Here is a 15,600-nt window from a genome sequence, read left to right as displayed (position 1 = left end):
CGGGCCACATCATCCGCCTCACCCCGTGACCCGCTGTCCGACCATCTCGCCACCGGACGTGCCGGCAAGCCGTCCTGCCATTCTCATCAACCCCGGCTCCGAATCCGAGTCCGGATATGGTCTTGAAGGAAGAGTCCTGTTCCTGGTGAGTCCTATGGGCGCCAGGGTGGTCTGGCAGGCGGGTCTGGGGCGCAGGTCGTGGCGGAGATCCGCGACGGATGGGGGGATGACGATATGGCCGTGATCGGCCTCGGCCAGGGCCCGGCCGATGGCGGTGACGGTCATGTCGCGCAGGCCCCAGCAGGGGGCCGGGCGGCCGCTTGCGGTCACCAGCGCGTCCAGCGTGCGCCGGCGCGCCGGGTCGAGCCCGGCCAGGACCACCAGGCTTTCGGCTTCGGCCCGATAGGCGGCGGGCAGCGGCGGTGCAGGGGGCGGGGTCTGCCCATCCCCGGATCGTCTGTCTTCGGATCGCCCATCCTCGAATCGTCTCTCCTCGGGGGCGGCCCCGGTCTCGTGCCGCGCGTCGTCGTCGCGTTGGCCGGCATCGCCGGTGGCTGCCGGTGCAGTGGTCGGTGCGGTGGCGGCCAGCTGCGACAGGGCGACGGCGATGTCATAGGCCGGGCGTTTCGGGCCGGCCCCCAGACGGTCGGCGAAGTCTTCCACCGCATCGAGGCCGGCGGCCTCGACGGCGGCGGCCACCGCGGCGGCCGCCTTCACCCGTTTCCAGCCCGGGGCCGCGGCCGTCTGCTGGATGCGGCTGACCAGCCGGATCATCGGATCGACGATCGGCGCCGGGTCTGCCGCCAATGCCGTGGGCTTCGGCGTCGCCATGGCCGCGGGGATGGCCGCCGCCTCCCGGGCATCATGCCCCCGGCTGCCTGGAACAACGCCGGCCATGGCGAGCCGATAGAAGCGCCGCGGCTGATGGCCGCCGGTGGCGCCGGTGTCGACCAGGGTCAGCAGACCGTCTTCGGCCAGGCGTTGCAGGCGGTCGCCGGCGGTTTTGGGGCTGATGCGGGCGGTTTCGGCCAGTTCGCGCAGGCTGGCGCGCACGACATGGTCGCTGCCGGCCAGCACGCTCAGACTGGCGGCCAGCGCCAGGCCATAAACATCCGTCTCCCGGCTGCGCTGCACGCTTTGCAGCCAGCCGAGGCGGGTCGGTTCAAAGATGTCGGACACGACAAAACACTCCCGGCCGGATCTGGTGATCCGCGGTGTCACATCCGGACGACAAGCAAAGGAAGACCGTCAACGCCTTGTCGGCGCTTGAAAACAGTAGCACTTACGCCTAGAATCAGACTTGTCACGGTGCTGATAGGGCGGCGAATGCCAGTCTGTCAGTCGAGGTCGGTCCCGTTTGCGGTGTCGCCCAAAGCGGCTTCGTAAACGGGACTATCTCATTTCGGGGTCATGATCGGCGCATCTCCCTGTTCGTGGCCTGCATTCGTGATCTGCGGTCGGAGCAGAACGACTCACGGCCTGCATGAGAAAACCGGCCCAACTCCGGTCAGAAACAAGAGAAACGCACCCCAAAGCCTGGAGTCAAGCCGAGTCCGGACGCCTTCCCGCGTCTGTCAAGCCCCCAATACATGGTTTCTGCAAATAATCATCGGGGTTTCGGCCCCCAGGGGAATCGGGGTTTCGGCCCCCGGAGTCTTCGCTGCATTTGAAACGCCCTGCTGCGGGTGTGTTCGGCCTCTGATGGCAGAGGTATGAGAGCCGCGCCGCGCTGTCCCCTGCGGGAGCCGTGGATTCCTGCCGGACTCCCGCGGTCCGGGCCGTGGTGGGTCGGTCTGGCGTCTCTGGGACGCTTGGGGGCCGAAACCCCGAATCGGCTTGTGGGATACCGGTTTTCCGGGGCGTGGCTGGTGGCTGCGGGCCGGTGCTGTCGGAGTCGGGGTTTCGGCCCCTGGCAAAAAAAATGCGGCAACAGAGAGGTTTCGTCTGCCCGATGCCCGGCCGGCGGATCGGCTGCCGACACGGCCCCGGGGGCGTGGCTGTGGCCCTCGCCCGGCCATGACACGGGGTTTTACCCCCCGAACTGGCGGAATTGCCGGGGTTTCGGCCCCCGTGAACCGCCCTCCCCTGGCCCTGACTCTCGGGGTTTCGGCCCCCCGAAAGCCGGTTCCGACGCGCGTGCTATCGGGGTTTCGGCCCCTGGCGACCACAATTCCGGCCGCCGGCGACTGCGTATGGGGGGCGTATCCTCGTTCTGCCCTGCGCGCAGGGGGCGTGGCGGCCGGCGCCGCTCTATCGGGGTTTCGCCCCCCGGCGCAGAGGTGGTGCCCGGAAGCTGCCTATGGTTCAAAGGGTTGTGCCGGTTGTGCTATCCGCAGGCGTGCCGTGCTGCCGGGGTGTCGTGTCGGGCGGGCCTGTCGGGTTGTGTCGTCCCGCCATGGCGTATCGGCGCCCTGGCCGCAGCGGCGGCCGGCTCGCGCCCGCGCCATCTTGTCTTGATGATCAAGGGCTTACGCCGTCATCCCTGCCGTTATGGCGCCGGTCGGCGCGTCCCCTACCCTATCGGGGTTTCGCCCCCTTCGCGGTGGTGGTTGCGCGCGGTTTGCGCGTTGCGGCGGGTTTTTTCGGGGCGGTTGCCCCGGCACCGGCGGTCTTGCGGCCTGTGCTGCGCGGCTTGCGGGCGGGTTTTGCCGCGGCCTGAACCGCCTGGTCGAGCAGATCGGCGGTCAGCGGCCGGTCTGTCGGGGTTTCGGCCCCTGCGGGCGGCGTATCGGCCGGTGCGGCTGTGGTCTTGCGTCGGGTTCGGGGCTTGGGCCCCTCGCCCGCCGCGGCGTTGGCGGCGTGATCTGCGGATGCGGCGGCCTTGCGCCGGGACCTGGCCGGCGGTTGCAGGATTTCCACCGTTGTTTCCATCAGCGCGTCGGTGGCGGTTTCGGGCGCCGGTGCCGGTGCCTTGCGGCGCTTGCGGCCGTTCGCCTCCACCTCTGGCGCCGGCAGGACCGGGGCCAGGTGTTCGCGCGCCACGAAGTACAGCACCTCGCCCACGCCTTCCTGCGTGCGCAGATCCAGCCAATAGCCGGGCAGGCGCTGGCGGGCGATGGTGCGGCGCAGTTCCTTCGCGAAATCGGCATAGCGCTGGGTTGTGCCGCTGGTCTCGTGCAGGAAGCGCAGCGGCAGCACATAGCCCTGGGTGTTGGCGGTGGAATAGCGCCGGATCAGGCGATAAAGCCAGCGTTCGATGCCGCCCGACAGCTGGAAATACGACCGGTCGATGCTCAGCACCAGCCGGTCGGTCACGATGCCCTTGTACAGCCAGTCCGCGATGGTGAATTCGATGCCGAGCGAGCGGCCGTTTTCGTCCAGCGGGGCCGAATAGCTCTCCAGCCAGTGGAAGCCCTTGGGGTCGCGGCGGCGGCCGCTGCGGACATTGGTGCGGATGAAGGTGGCGTTCAGCCGTTCCAGCGCCTTCAGGATGCGGCGGTATTCGTCGCCGCCGGTCGGCCGGCCGATGCCGCGCAGCAATTCGTACAGCGAGACCCGGATGGTCGGAGAGGTCGGCTCGCCCCGGTCCAGCGCCGCGCGCAGCTGGCTGGCGGCCCAGATCAGGATGTCGGCATCCCAGATCGTGGCGACGCCGATGCTCTCGGGCGCGGTGACGTTGATATGGATCTCGGTATTGCCGTCCGTCGCCCGGTAGTCGATCGAAGACCGGCGCGAGGTCGGCGTCGGCTTGGCCAGCGAGAAGAAGGGCAGCTCCATCGTGTCCTGCTGGTCGTAAGTCGGGATGGTGCCCGGCAGTGCGACGAACAGGTCGATCTGGGTATCCGTCCGTTTGGTCGGTCGCTTCATGCGTCTCCGGGCGGCCGGGGGTGGCCGCCCCCATCTGCTGGCGGTGGTGTGTCCGCGGCCAGACTACCACGTCTCGGCAGCCGGTGCCGCCGGCGAGTTGGCCCCGGCACGCCGCTTTCGCCGCCGCAGCGTCCATTTCCTGCCAGAAAAATATTGCGCAATCAGGAAAGAGCTGACGCAGGCAACAACCATCTCCTACCTGCCGCATCCCGCCGGATCTGTCGGGATCCGGCGGGATCAGGCGGGATCAGGCGGGATGCGCCAGGATCCGGATGGATCGACCGGCAGGCCGGGCGCCGGAATTACGGCAGGATCAATCTGGAAAAAGCTGGCGCAATCTCGTTCAGGCTGGTGCCTGCCCGGGCCCAGTGTCACCGTCTGGCCTGCCCGGCCGCCCGCCTGCCCGGCCAGTGTGGCAGTGCCGGTCTCTCACGGCACGCCCACATGGTAGAAGAAGGCCTGATCCAGCCAGATTAACATTGCGCAATCTTGATCTGGCGAGCGCCGCAGCCGGCCGCTCCGCCCCTGACTGCGGTCCACCCCTGCCCTGGATGAACGCTTTAAGCTGCTATTTCCTGCCAGAAATATCTGGCGCAATCATGTTCCTGCAAGAAATGGCAGAGGCTTGCCTCTTGCTTCGGCCGCGCCGGTCGTCGTCGTCCGTTCCGCTATTTTCTCGCCAGAATTGCAAAGAAATACAAGGAGATAAGGGACGATCACCGATCCAGCCCCCTCCCCCATCTGCGCGTCACCTCCGACGGCCGAAAGCGCGTGCCCTCATAAGGCTATTTCCTGCCAGATCCATCTTGCGCAATCAGGAACTGGCAGACAGACCCCTCCCCTCGCCGCCCCTGCTCTCCGACCCGACAGGATGAACAGACCGGCAGCCGGCGCGGACGGGGGCGCGGGACCGGGCGCCGCCACCAGGCTCAGGCGGCGATCCGGCGGGATATGACTGCCGCCCCGCCCCCTCCCTCCTTTCGTTGGCCATGGGGTCCGGGCATCCGCAGTGGTCCCCAGGGCGCGGATGGTGGGTGGCTGTATGAGGCTGTTTCCAGCCAGATCTTTCTGGCGCAATCAAGATTTCCGGTGATAGTTGCGACCTCCGCGACCTCGGCGCCCCAGCCGCGCCCACTCGTCCGGCGAACACGGTAAGCCTGGCGCCTCGCTGCCTGGATGTGGACGCCGGGCTCCGCCCCTCCTCGGGCATGGGTGGGGATCGTCGCGGTCTTCCGCGCAGACCTGAAGGCCCGGCTCGTCTACGGCACCTGCAGGCCGCGTTGGGTACGGCCCTGCTCAGCCATGACAGCTCTGCGCGGGCAGGTATCGGCCGGAGCATGGCGGATCCCGCCGCGCCCGATCAGCCCACCGGCCCACCAGCCTGGCACGGCAGGCGTCGGGCTGGCTGGACCATGCTATTTCCTGCCAGATCTATCCTGCGCAATCTGGAATTGGCGAGGATGGCGGAAGCTCTCTGTGCCGACCCGTCATCGGCACCCCTATGGTGCGGCAGGCGCGGGCGTTGGTGCCCGGAACGGTCTTGCACCGCCTGGATCTGGCCATGATACGGCTGAGGCCAGGGGGCGCCGGGGCTTGCCGCACCACCCCGTTTCCAGCCAGATCTATATTGCGCAATCTGGAACTGGCAAGCGTGACTGACGGCCGCCACCCCGGCCGAATGGCCCCGCCGGTGGTTGGCACCCGCAGAGTGCCTTGGAAGGGGGGGCCCGTCCGGCCCTGTCTGGCCGAAGGGGGGCCGGCGCAGGCCAGATCCGGCGAGAGAGCGGCGATGCGGCGGTTGGTCCCGTCCTGTTCCGTTGGACGCCGGGTGCGGCGGAAAGTGGCCGGGATCCGCGGTGCCGTCGCTCTCCGCCGTCGTGAGGCCGCGTCATCGGGCCATTTCTCGCCAGATCCATCTTGCGCAATCATGAATGATCAAGACCGGGCCGGGTACCGCCGCGGCCGGCCAGTGCCTGCTCTGATGGGCCCCGATCTGTTCGTCCCACATCTGACGGTCCCCAACCTGGCCGGGTCCCGCTCTGGACGGCCGCTCTCATCGGCTGTAAAAGGCCCCGCGAGGCATCGGGCATGGCTGCGAAAACACGGCATCAAGGTCGATAACCGGGGTCATGCAGCGGGTTGATGCCCGGTACGGATTATCGGTCCCGACCATCAACCATCCTCGTCAACAATCCCCGTCTTCCGCGCGCAAGCGAGGTGTGGCGCCGCGGCGTGCGGGGCGGGAAGGGAAGGGTAGAGGGCGAATAACATATTCTAACTGTGTAATAAGATCGATGAACAGCGATTTTTCGTTTTGAACTTCACCCCCCTTGTCTAGGATGGTGTCGCGTCCGCCCGGCCCGGAAGAGGCCGGCCGGGTGTGAGTGACCATTGCCGGAGACAATAACACGCCATGGGCGGGATGGGTTTTGACGAGGCGGCGGCGGCCGTGATCCAGGCGGGCCGCGCGGCGGCTGCGCGCGGTTGGGTGCCTGCGACCTCGGGCAATTTCTCGGTGCGGCTGGACGGAGGCCGGATGCTGGTCACCCGGTCGGGCCGCGACAAGGGCCGGCTCGTGCCAGCGGATCTGGCCGAGGTCGCGATCGACGGCCCCGCGCCGGCCGGCACCTCGGCCGAGACGCCGCTGCACCAGGCGCTCTATCGCGACGATCCGGCGATCGGCGCCATCTTCCATGTCCACAGCCCGGCCTCGATGCTGATCTCGCATCTGCGCGCAGGCGATGGCGTGCTGGCGCTGGCGGGGTGGGAGCTGCAGAAGGCCTTCGCCGGCATCACCACTCATGACGTGACCGTGACCGTGCCGGTCTTCCCCAATGATCAGGACACGGTTGCGCTCGCCGGGCGGGTATCGGCGCATCTGGCTACACCCCGGCCCGGGGGGCAGGTGGCGGCGCCCGGCTATCTGCTCGCCGGCCACGGCATCTATGCCTGGGGTGCGACGCCGGCCGATGCTGAACGCCATCTCGATGCCTTCGACGCCCTGTTTTCCCTGTCTCTTGAACTGCGGAGGATTGCCGGATGAGCCGTCTGGTCGTTCATGCCGAAACCGATCCCGCACAGGTGATCGCCGATACCGATGATGCGGCGGCGATCGCGCGTCTGCTGGCCGAGGTCGGCGTGCGTTTCGAAAGGTGGGACGCGCGCCATGCCCTCGGCATCGAAAGCGATGCGGCCGAGATCCTGGGCGCCTATGCGCCAGAGATTGCACGGCTGAAGGCCGAGGGCGGCTATGTCACCGCCGACGTCATCCGTCTCACCCCCGACAACCCCGACCACCCGGTGCTGCGCCGCAAGTTTCTGGACGAGCACACCCATGCCGAAGACGAGGTGCGCTTCTTCGTCGAAGGCGAGGGGACCTTCTACCTGCATCTGGGCGGCCGGGTGTTCCGCACGCTCTGCTGCCGCGACGACCTGATTTCGGTGCCCGCCGGCACGCCGCACTGGTTCGACATGGGCCCCGCGCCGCGTTTCGCCGCGATCCGCCTGTTCACCAACCCGGAAGGCTGGGTGGCACGCTTCACCGGCAGCCCGATCGCAGAGGGCTTCCCGCGTCATGGCGAGTGATCGGACCGCAGCCGGCCAGCCTGAAACCGGTTCGCATGGCGGACCGGTGGTCCTGACCGATATCGAGGGCACCACCACCGACATCGCCTTCGTGTCCGAGGTGCTGTTTCCCTTCGCCCGCGCGCGGCTGCGTGATTTCCTGCACGCTAACGCCCATCTGCCCGAGGTCGCGGCCGCCCTCGACGACGTCCGCGCCCGCATCCGCGCCGAAGGCGGCGCTCTGCCGGCGCCCACCGGCGGGCGCGTCGAGGCGGGCAGGGACGGGGAGATCGACGCCCTGGCCGACCGGCTGATCGCCTGGATCGATGCCGACGCCAAGATCACCCCGCTCAAAACCCTGCAGGGGCTGATCTGGGCCGACGGCTATGCCGACGGCACGCTGCGCGCCCATCTCTATCCCGAGGTCGCGGCGGCGCTGGGCCGCTGGCATGCGGCGGGGGTTACGCTCGCGGTCTATTCCTCGGGCTCGGTCGCAGCCCAGCTGCTGCTGTTCGGCCATACCGAGGCGGGCGACCTCAACCCCTTGTTCTCGCATAATTTCGACACCACCACCGGGCTGAAGGTGGAGGCCGGCTCCTATACGAGGATCGCAGCAGCACTGGGCCGGCCCCCGCGTGAGATCCTGTTCCTGTCCGACCACCCGGGCGAAATCGCCGCCGCCCGCAGCGCCGGCATGGCGGTCATCCGCCTGGACCGCAGCCGCGCCCCCGGCAGCCCGATCACGCCCGACGACTTGGGCGTGCCGGTCGCGGCCGATTTCGATGCGATCGATCCTTTTGCGATCTGCGGTATGGCGTCGGTCTGAGTCTGTCGACCGGGGGCATCGGCGGCGCTATGATCAACGCGCAGTGCCGCGTTCACGGAGGCTCAGCGATGCCCATGCGCACAGTCACGGCAGATCTGCCGGCCGATCTGGTGGCCCGTCTTGATGTCCTGGCCGGACGTCAGGGAAGGTCGCGCGACGATGTGCTGGAGGAGGCCATTGAAATCCTGATCTCATCGGAAGAGCAGGCATATCAGGAGACTCTGGAGGCTCTTGCAGAGGTCGACGCCGGTGAGCTGGTGCCCCATGACGAGATGAAGGAGTGGGCACGCCGCCTGGGCACGGAGGCGGCCATTCCCCTGCCTCGCCCGCGTGGCCGCGACTGATATCATATCGGCGGCCGCATGGCGGACATTCTCTGGACAGCACGAGCAGCAAGTGATCTTGAGAGGCTGTCGGAGCTTCTTGTCGTCCGGAATCCGACCGCAGCGCAAGCCATCGCATTGGCGATGATTGAAGCGACGGAACGTCTCGGCCAGTTTTCGCACATCGGAGCACGCCTTGCCGGCTTCGGTCAGCGTGACGTGCGGCGTATCATTGTCAGATGGTGGGAAGTCCGCTACGAGGTCGTCGTCGGCATGGTCGTGATCCTGCGCGTTCGACATGTGCGGGAAAACAGATAGAACCCATACGCTTCTATTTTCAGCCAGAAAAAACCAGATCAATCAGGAAACATCTTGCGGAAGCTGGTTCCCGCTTGTTCCAGCCGCCCGGCGCGCTATGATGCGGCAACGGGATCGGCCGGGCTGGCGCCGGCCGGTCTTTTGCAGCGGATCTTTTGCGGCTGGAACAGGCGGCCCCGGCGGGCCGGAGGGGAGTTTCCCATGGCGATCATCGCATTCGCGAATCCGAAGGGCGGGGCGGGCAAGACCACCTCGGCGCTGGTCCTGGGCACGGAGCTTGCGGCGCGCACCAAAGTGGCGGTGATCGATGCCGATCCGAACCACCCGATCACCGACTGGGCGGCCCTGCCGGGCAAGCCCGACAACCTGACCGTGCTGGGCGATATCGGCGAGCACAACATCGTCGAGACCATCGATGCCGCGGCCGAGACCCATGCCTTCGTGCTGGTCGATCTGGAAGGCACGGCCTCGACCGTGGTCGCCTATGCGATCGGCCGGGCGGATCTCGTGCTGATCCCCTTGCAGGCCAAGCAGCTGGACGGGAAGCAGGCGGTGCGGGCGATCCAGCTGGTGAAACGCCAGGAAAAGGCCTTCCGTCGGCGCATCCCGCACAGCGTGCTGTTGACCCGCACCAGCGCCGCGATCCGCTCGCGGGCGCTGCGCGCCATCGTCGAGGATCTGGAGGCGGCGGGGGTGAAGATCCTGCCGGTGGAGCTGATCGAACGGGGCGCCTTCGACGCCTTCCTCGCCTATGGCGGCACTCTGGAAGCGCTGGACCGCAAGGAGGTGGCCGGCGTCGACAAGGCGATCGAGAATGCCCGCGCCTATGCCGCCGCGGTCATCCAGCTGTTGCGTGAAAACGAGGCCGAGGCGCAGGCGGCGGCCGTTGCAGGAGGGCAGGGGGCATGAGCGAGCGCAAGCGTCCGAGCCTGTTCGGGGCCGAGGCCGCCGAGGATGCGGTCTCCGATCCGCTGGGCGATCTGAGCGATTTCCGTCCCGGCCGGCGCCATGCCGACGATCCGCGTCTGACCCGCGAACTGGTGCGGCCCCTGGCCGAACAATCCGGCTTCCGCAGCCGCGATCCGCGGGATGTCTCCGATCCGCGCCCGACCGATCTGCGTCCGACCGATCCGCGCACCGTCGCCGACGACTATGCCCCGCGCCCGCGCGGCCGCCCGCCCGGGCCGCCGACGGTGGCGGTCAGCCTGCGCGTCAATGCCCGCACGGCGGCCCTGCTCGACCAGATCGCCGCCGAGCGGGAATGGACCAAGACCCGCACCTTCGAACGCGCGGTCGCGGCGCTGGAGCTGCTGCTGAAGGAAGGCAAGGTGGACCCGAAGAGTCTGGCCTGAGGTCGGGCCTGGCCTGAGGTCGGGCCTGGCCTGAGGTCGGGTCTCGCTTGATGGGACCACCCGCCTGCGCCTCCGGTGCCGTCAGAGCCCGAGCATCTGCTTGGCGATGATGTTGCGCTGGATCTCGTTGCTGCCGCCATAGATCGACATGCAGCGCCGCCACAGATAGGCATTGGCGGCCGGCCCCGCATGCGCCGGCCCGATCGGTTCCTCGTTGGAGCTGCCGTCGAGCACCTCCGGCTGCCAGGGCAGGGCATACCAGCCGACCGCTTCCGAGCCCAGCTCGCTGATCCGCTGGGCAATCTCGGTGCCGCGGATCTTGAGCAGCGACGAGGCGGGGCCGGGTGAGCCGCCGGACGCCACGGCCGACAGCGTGCGCAGCGCCGCCAGTTCCAGCGACATCAGCTGTGCTTCCACCGCGGTCAGCCGGGCGTGGAACAGCGGGTCTTCGATCAGCGGCCGGCCGCCCTCGCCGGGCTCGGCGGCGGCGATCTCTTTCACCCGGCGCAGCGCCGCCTTGGTGACGCCGATCGCGGCATTGTCGACCCGCTCATGCTCCAGCAGGAATTTGGCATAGGTCCAGCCCTTGCCCTCGACGCCGATCAGGTTCTCTTTCGGCACCTTCACGTCTTCGAAGAACACGGTGTTGAAGGAATGGGTGCCCTCCAGCATCGGGATCGGCTGCACCGTGATGCCGGGGGTGGTCATGTCGATCAGCAGAAAGGAAATGCCCTTCTGCGGCCGGTCTTCCTTCGAGGTGCGGACCAGGCAGAACATCCAGTCGGCGTAATGGGCATAGGTGGTCCAGATCTTCTGGCCGTTGACGAGATAATGGTCGCCCCGATCCTCGGCCCGCGTCGCCAGCGAGGCGAGATCCGATCCCGATTGGGGTTCGGAATAGCCCTGGCACCACCACACCGTGCTGTCGCGGATGCCGGGCAGGAAGCGGGCGCGCTGGTCGTCATTGCCGAAGGTGAAGATCACCGGCCCGGCCATGCGCGGCCCGAAGGGCTGGATCAGCGGGCAGTCCATCTCGGCCGAGATCACCTCGAACAGATAGCGCCGGGTGATGGTCCAGCCCGGCCCGCCATGGGCCTCGGGCCAGGTCATCACATGCCAGCCCTTGCGGCCCAGAATCTGCTGCCAGCGCATGTAATCGTCTTTGGCGAGATGGATGTCGCGGCGCACCTTGTCGGCGATATCCGCCGGCAGATTGTCGCGGATGAAGCGGCGCACCTCGTCGGCGAAGGCCTGATCTTCGGGCGAAAGCTTGATGTCCATGGGGCGTCTCCGGTTCGGGCGGCGGGCCGGGTCAGGCGGCAGATCGGGCGGCGGCGTCGATGCGGGCGATGCGCCGGATATGCCAGTCGGCATCGCCGAAACTGGCGGCGATCGCTGTCAGGCGCTTGAAATAATGGCCGATCGCCAGTTCCGCGGTGACCCCCATGGCGCCGTGCAGCTGCACCGCCTCCTGGCCCACCTTCGTTGCCGTGCGGCCGATTTCGATCTTGGTCAGCGACAGCGCCCGCGACCGGGCCGCCGGGTCGGGATCTTCCGCCATCAGCGCGCCGTGAAGGGCGGCCGAGCGCGCCTCTTCGGTCGCGATCACCATGTCGACCATGCGGTGCTGCAGAACCTGGTTGTCGCCCAGCGGCCGGCCGAACTGTTTACGGGTCTTGAGGTAGTCGAGCGTCTGCTCGCAGAGCGCCGTCATCGCACCCACCGCCTCGGCCGCGACCGCCGCGATGGCGAAATCGACCGTGGCCTCGATCGGGCCGGCGGCGGCACCCGCCGTGCCCAGCAGGGCATCTGCGGGAAGGACCGCCCCGGTCAGCACCAGATCGGCCGCGCCCGTGGCGTCGTTGGTGCGATAAGCGATCACCTCCACGCCCGGCGCATCGGCTGCCACCAGGAACAGCGACAACCCGTCCGCATCGGTGCGCGCTCCGGCGGTGCGGGCGACCACCACGAAGCCGTCGGCGGCATGGCCGCCGATCACCACCGCCTTGCGCCCGTCCAGAACCCAGTCGCCATCCGCCTGCCGGGCGGTGGTGGCGCAATCGGTCAGGTCATAGCGGGCCTGGCGCTCGGCGAAGGCGAAGGCCAGGCGCCGTCGGCCGTCGAGCACCGGGGCGAGCCAGGCGGATTTCTGCGCCGGATCGCCCGTTGCCGCCACCAGCCGTGCCGCCAGCACGGTGGGCAGCAAGGGCTCGATCGCCAGCGCCCGGCCGATCCCTTCCATCACGATGCCGAAATCGACTGCACCGCCGCCGATGCCGCCATCGGCCTCGGCAAAGGGCACCGCCAGCCAGCCCAGTTCGGCGAAACGCTGCCAGAAGGGCCCTGCCTGGGCGGCGCGGGCCTCGGCGGCACCGGCGCCTGCCTGCCAGGCCAGGGCGACCCGTTTCTGACGATCGGCGAAGGAACCGGCGTCGCGCATCACGCGCGTCACGCTGTCACGGAGCATGTCCTGCTCGGCGGTATAGTTCAGATCCATGGTCGGACTTTCCGGGGGAGCAGAGGAACAGAGAAGGGGGAGGGGGCCTCAGCCCCCGATATGGAAGCGCAGGCCGCCGATCACGACATGATCGCCCGCGACCGGCAGGCCGCGCGCGGCGGCCCGCCGGCGCAGGCCGTCGGCATCGACCACCGCCAGATCCACCCCGCCCAGCCCCTCGCCGCGGCCGTCGCGGTCGGGCTCGAAGCGGATCCGGGCATTGTCGAGGTCGAGGACGAAGCTACCGCCGCCGGGTCCATCGCTGTCGGGCCCATCGCTGTCGGGCCCATCGCTGTCGGATCTGAGGTCGCGGCGCAGAATCTCCGCCCAGCGCCGGCCCAGCCGTTCGGGATCGGCGGTCTGCAACCGGGCGCCGGTGATGCCGGTGACGGTGCCGGTCCGCAGATGCGCCCGCCAGTCGGGCCCGGCCGGGCCATAGGGGTCGTCGATCGCGGTACCGTCGGGGCCCGTATTGCCGCGGGTGGTGTTGATCTCCAGCAGCGCGCCGCCGGTGTCGCGCGGATGCAGCTGCAAGCCGCGATAAGCGCCCATTTCCAGCGGTGCTGCGATGCGCACGCCCGTCGCCGCCAGATGCGGTTCCCAGCGCGTCAGGTCGTCGGTATCGGTGATGACCATATAGCCGCCATCGCCGCCGCGCCGCTCCAGATGCCGCTCGGCCGCCGCTGCCTTGCCCGGTGCCAGCGGCGCCACCACCTCGATGAAGCCGTGGCCGACCGGCATCAGCGCGTTGTGCAGCCCGAACATCCCGACCTCGGGATCCCTGTGGCAGACCGCAACATCGAAGACGTCGCAAAGCTCCGCCACCACCGGATCCAGATCCTGCGCCACCAGGCAGATCTGCCGCAATCGGTGAAACATTGTTCGAAATCCTCCCTGGGGACGTTCTCATCTTGCGACCAGCGGTCGGGCGACATCCCTCGACTGACGATCATCCATGGTTTCGGGCCGCGAGCCAAGACGGGAGGTGAGGTGATCTTCGCCCGGCGGTTTGATACGGGGGTCGGGCGTCACAGAATTTTACCCGGGTAATATTGACAGCACAGCCGCCCCCGGCTAGACATCCGCCGGTGCAGGACATGCGTCACGGCGGAGCAGGATCATGGCCGGTCATCACGAGACACGGGTGGAAGCGATCGCGCGGATCGGCGCGGTCGATATCGCCTGGGAGAGCTTCGGCGATCCGGACCATCCGGCGATCCTGCTGATCGCCGGGCTGGGCACGCAGATGATCCGCTGGACGGTGCCGTTCTGCCGGGCGCTGGCGGCGCGCGGCTGGCGGGTGATCCGCTTCGACAACCGCGATACCGGCTGTTCCTCCCATCTCGACCACTACCCGCCGCCGGACATGGGCGCGCTGATCCGGGCGCTCGGGGCCGGGCAGCGGCCGGATCTGCCCTATACCCTTGAGGATATGGCGAATGATGCCGTGGGGCTGCTGGATGCGTTGGGTATCGGGCGGGCGCATGTCGTCGGCCGGTCGATGGGCGGCATGATCGCGCAGATCCTGGCGAGCGAATACGGGCATCGGGTGCGCTCGCTCACCTCGATCATGTCGGGCACCGGCAATCCGACCGTCGCCGGACCGGCGCCGGATGTTCTGGGCCTGCTGCTCGGCCCGGCGCCGGATCCCGCCATCGATCCCGAGGGCTTCCTGGCCCATGGCCTGGCCTTCGCCCGCCGCATCGCCGGCACGGGGCAGCCTTTCGATCCGGCCACCCATCGCGCCCTGATGCTGGACGAGCTTCGCCGCGGCCGCGCCCCCGGCGGCACCGCGCGTCAGCTGGCCGCGATGATCGCCGCCGGCGACCGCCGCAGCCGGCTTGCCGGGATCACCGCGCCCAGCCTGGTCGTTCACAGCACCGACGACCCGCTGATCCCGCCCGCGGCCGGCCACGACACCGCGGCGGCGATCCCGGGGGCCATTCTGCTCGAAATCGAGGGGCTGGGCCATGACCTGCCGCCCTGGGTATACGGCCGCGTGGTGGCGGCGATCCACCGGGTGGCCGTGATCGGCGAGGGCTGATCAGATGGTCTGACCGCCCGAAACTTCGATGCGCTGGGCATTGACCCAGCGGTTGTCGGGGCCGAGCAGGCTCGCCACCGCCGGGCCGATATCGTCGGGCACACCCACGCGGCCGAGCGCGGTCATCCCGGCGAAGGCCTCGTTATAGGCCGGGGTGTCGCGCACCGCACCGCCCAGGAAGTCGGTCTCGATGGCGCCGGGGGCGATGGTGTTGGCGGTGATGCCGCGATGGCCCAGTTCCTTCGCCAGATAGACGGTCAGGATTTCCACCGCGCCCTTGGCCGCCGAATAGGCGGCGAAGCCCGGAAAGGAGACCCGCGTCAGGCCGGACGAGAAATTCACGATCCTGCCGCCATCGGCGATCAGAGGCAGCAGGGCCTGGGTCAGGAAGAAGACGCCCTTCACATGGACGTCGAAGATCCGGTCGAACTGCGCCTCGGTGGTTTCGGCGAAAGCGACCATCTCGCCATGGCCGGCATTGTTGACCAGATGATCGACCCGGTCGCGACCCCAGTCGGCCAGGATGGTGCGGATCCGGTCGACGAAACCGGGGAAGCCGGCGATGTCGGCGGTGTCCAGCTGAACCGTTGCCGCCCGGCGCCCCAGCGCGCGGATCTCGGCCAGCACGGCCTCGGCTTCGGCAAGCTGGCTGCGATAGGTGAGGATGACGTCGCCGCCGCGGCGGGCGATGCTGAGGGCGGTGTTGCGGCCAAGGCCGCGGCTGCCGCCGGTGACGATCGAGATGGTGGGCGTGGCCCGGGTCGTGGTCATGTTATGCCTCCGGATGTCGGGTCATGCCCGACAGGCAGGTGTATGGGGTCTCCGTCTCCCTTTTCATACCCGCGACTTTGCTGGTGGAGAACGACCTG

At 68.5% G+C, this 15,600-nt stretch carries 14 protein-coding genes; 8 read left to right on the top strand and 6 right to left on the bottom strand.

The features are described 5' to 3' along the window. Nucleotides 1–18: 18 nt before the first annotated feature. Both TMO_RS18660 and TMO_RS29730 read right to left on the bottom strand, forming a co-directional pair. Nucleotides 19–1,179 carry a winged helix-turn-helix domain-containing protein gene (locus tag TMO_RS18660; RefSeq protein ID WP_014747230.1) on the bottom strand — a complete coding sequence of 387 codons (1,161 nt, stop codon included), beginning with the start codon at nt 1,177–1,179 and terminating at the stop codon, nt 19–21. Nucleotides 1,180–2,517: 1,338 nt separating this feature from the next. Then, nucleotides 2,518–3,807: a replication initiator protein A gene (locus TMO_RS29730; RefSeq protein ID WP_014747228.1), complete on the bottom strand. Its 1,290-nt coding sequence runs from the start codon at nt 3,805–3,807 to the stop codon at nt 2,518–2,520. Nucleotides 3,808–6,220: 2,413 nt separating this feature from the next. On the opposite strand from TMO_RS29730, the gene mtnB reads away from it, so the two are divergent. The 7 genes from mtnB (at nt 6,221) to TMO_RS18625 (ending at nt 10,190) form a co-directional block, all read left to right on the top strand. Then, on the top strand, nt 6,221–6,850 hold the full coding sequence (mtnB, locus tag TMO_RS18650; RefSeq protein WP_014747227.1) for a methylthioribulose 1-phosphate dehydratase: 630 nt from the start codon (nt 6,221–6,223) through the stop codon (nt 6,848–6,850). Beyond that, entirely contained in the window at nt 6,847–7,392 is a 546-nt protein-coding gene (locus tag TMO_RS18645; RefSeq protein WP_014747226.1) for a 1,2-dihydroxy-3-keto-5-methylthiopentene dioxygenase, read from the top strand. Before mtnB ends, TMO_RS18645 begins: the two co-directional genes overlap by 4 nt. Next, on the top strand, nt 7,382–8,197 hold the full coding sequence (gene mtnC / locus TMO_RS18640; RefSeq protein WP_014747225.1) for an acireductone synthase: 816 nt from the start codon (nt 7,382–7,384) through the stop codon (nt 8,195–8,197). Before TMO_RS18645 ends, mtnC begins: the two co-directional genes overlap by 11 nt. 68 nt (nt 8,198–8,265) lie before the next feature. Next, nucleotides 8,266–8,541 (top strand): CopG family ribbon-helix-helix protein, encoded by a 276-nt coding sequence (locus tag TMO_RS18635; RefSeq protein ID WP_014747224.1) that lies wholly within the window; start codon nt 8,266–8,268, stop codon nt 8,539–8,541. Nucleotides 8,542–8,559: 18 nt separating this feature from the next. Further along, entirely contained in the window at nt 8,560–8,838 is a 279-nt protein-coding gene (locus tag TMO_RS30605; protein WP_081599040.1) for a type II toxin-antitoxin system RelE/ParE family toxin, read from the top strand. A 201-nt stretch (nt 8,839–9,039) separates the two neighbouring features. Further along, complete coding sequence (locus TMO_RS18630; protein WP_041606873.1) at nt 9,040–9,747, top strand: ParA family protein; 708 nt, start codon at nt 9,040–9,042, stop codon at nt 9,745–9,747. Next, complete coding sequence (locus TMO_RS18625; RefSeq protein WP_014747221.1) at nt 9,744–10,190, top strand: hypothetical protein; 447 nt, start codon at nt 9,744–9,746, stop codon at nt 10,188–10,190. Before TMO_RS18630 ends, TMO_RS18625 begins: the two co-directional genes overlap by 4 nt. Nucleotides 10,191–10,271: 81 nt before the next feature. Here the strand turns inward: TMO_RS18625 and TMO_RS18620 are convergent, their stop codons facing one another. From TMO_RS18620 to TMO_RS18610, 3 genes are read right to left on the bottom strand one after another with little or no spacing between them, the layout of a single operon-like run. Further along, nucleotides 10,272–11,471, bottom strand: a complete 1,200-nt coding sequence (locus tag TMO_RS18620; RefSeq protein WP_014747220.1) for an acyl-CoA dehydrogenase family protein — start codon at nt 11,469–11,471, stop codon at nt 10,272–10,274. 31 nt (nt 11,472–11,502) lie between these two features. Beyond that, nucleotides 11,503–12,687, bottom strand: coding sequence for an acyl-CoA dehydrogenase family protein (locus tag TMO_RS18615; RefSeq protein ID WP_014747218.1), 1,185 nt, complete (start codon nt 12,685–12,687; stop codon nt 11,503–11,505). 48 nt (nt 12,688–12,735) lie between these two features. Then, the gene (locus TMO_RS18610) at nt 12,736–13,566 is read right to left on the bottom strand and encodes a VOC family protein (protein WP_014747217.1); all 831 of its coding nucleotides are present in this window, start codon (nt 13,564–13,566) and stop codon (nt 12,736–12,738) included. A gap of 241 nt (nt 13,567–13,807) precedes the next feature. Here TMO_RS18610 and TMO_RS18605 point away from each other — a divergent pair, with 241 nt between their 5' ends. Next, nucleotides 13,808–14,731, top strand: coding sequence for an alpha/beta fold hydrolase (locus TMO_RS18605; RefSeq protein WP_014747216.1), 924 nt, complete (start codon nt 13,808–13,810; stop codon nt 14,729–14,731). Here the strand turns inward: TMO_RS18605 and TMO_RS18600 are convergent, their stop codons facing one another. Then, nucleotides 14,732–15,502 carry an SDR family NAD(P)-dependent oxidoreductase gene (locus TMO_RS18600; protein WP_014747215.1) on the bottom strand — a complete coding sequence of 257 codons (771 nt, stop codon included), beginning with the start codon at nt 15,500–15,502 and terminating at the stop codon, nt 14,732–14,734. Nucleotides 15,503–15,600: the final 98 nt, after the last annotated feature.

The organism is Tistrella mobilis KA081020-065, from assembly GCF_000264455.2.
Lineage (GTDB): Bacteria > Pseudomonadota > Alphaproteobacteria > Tistrellales > Tistrellaceae > Tistrella > Tistrella mobilis.
Note: the sequence above shows the minus strand (reverse complement) of the source record. Positions and strands in the feature narration are given on the sequence as shown.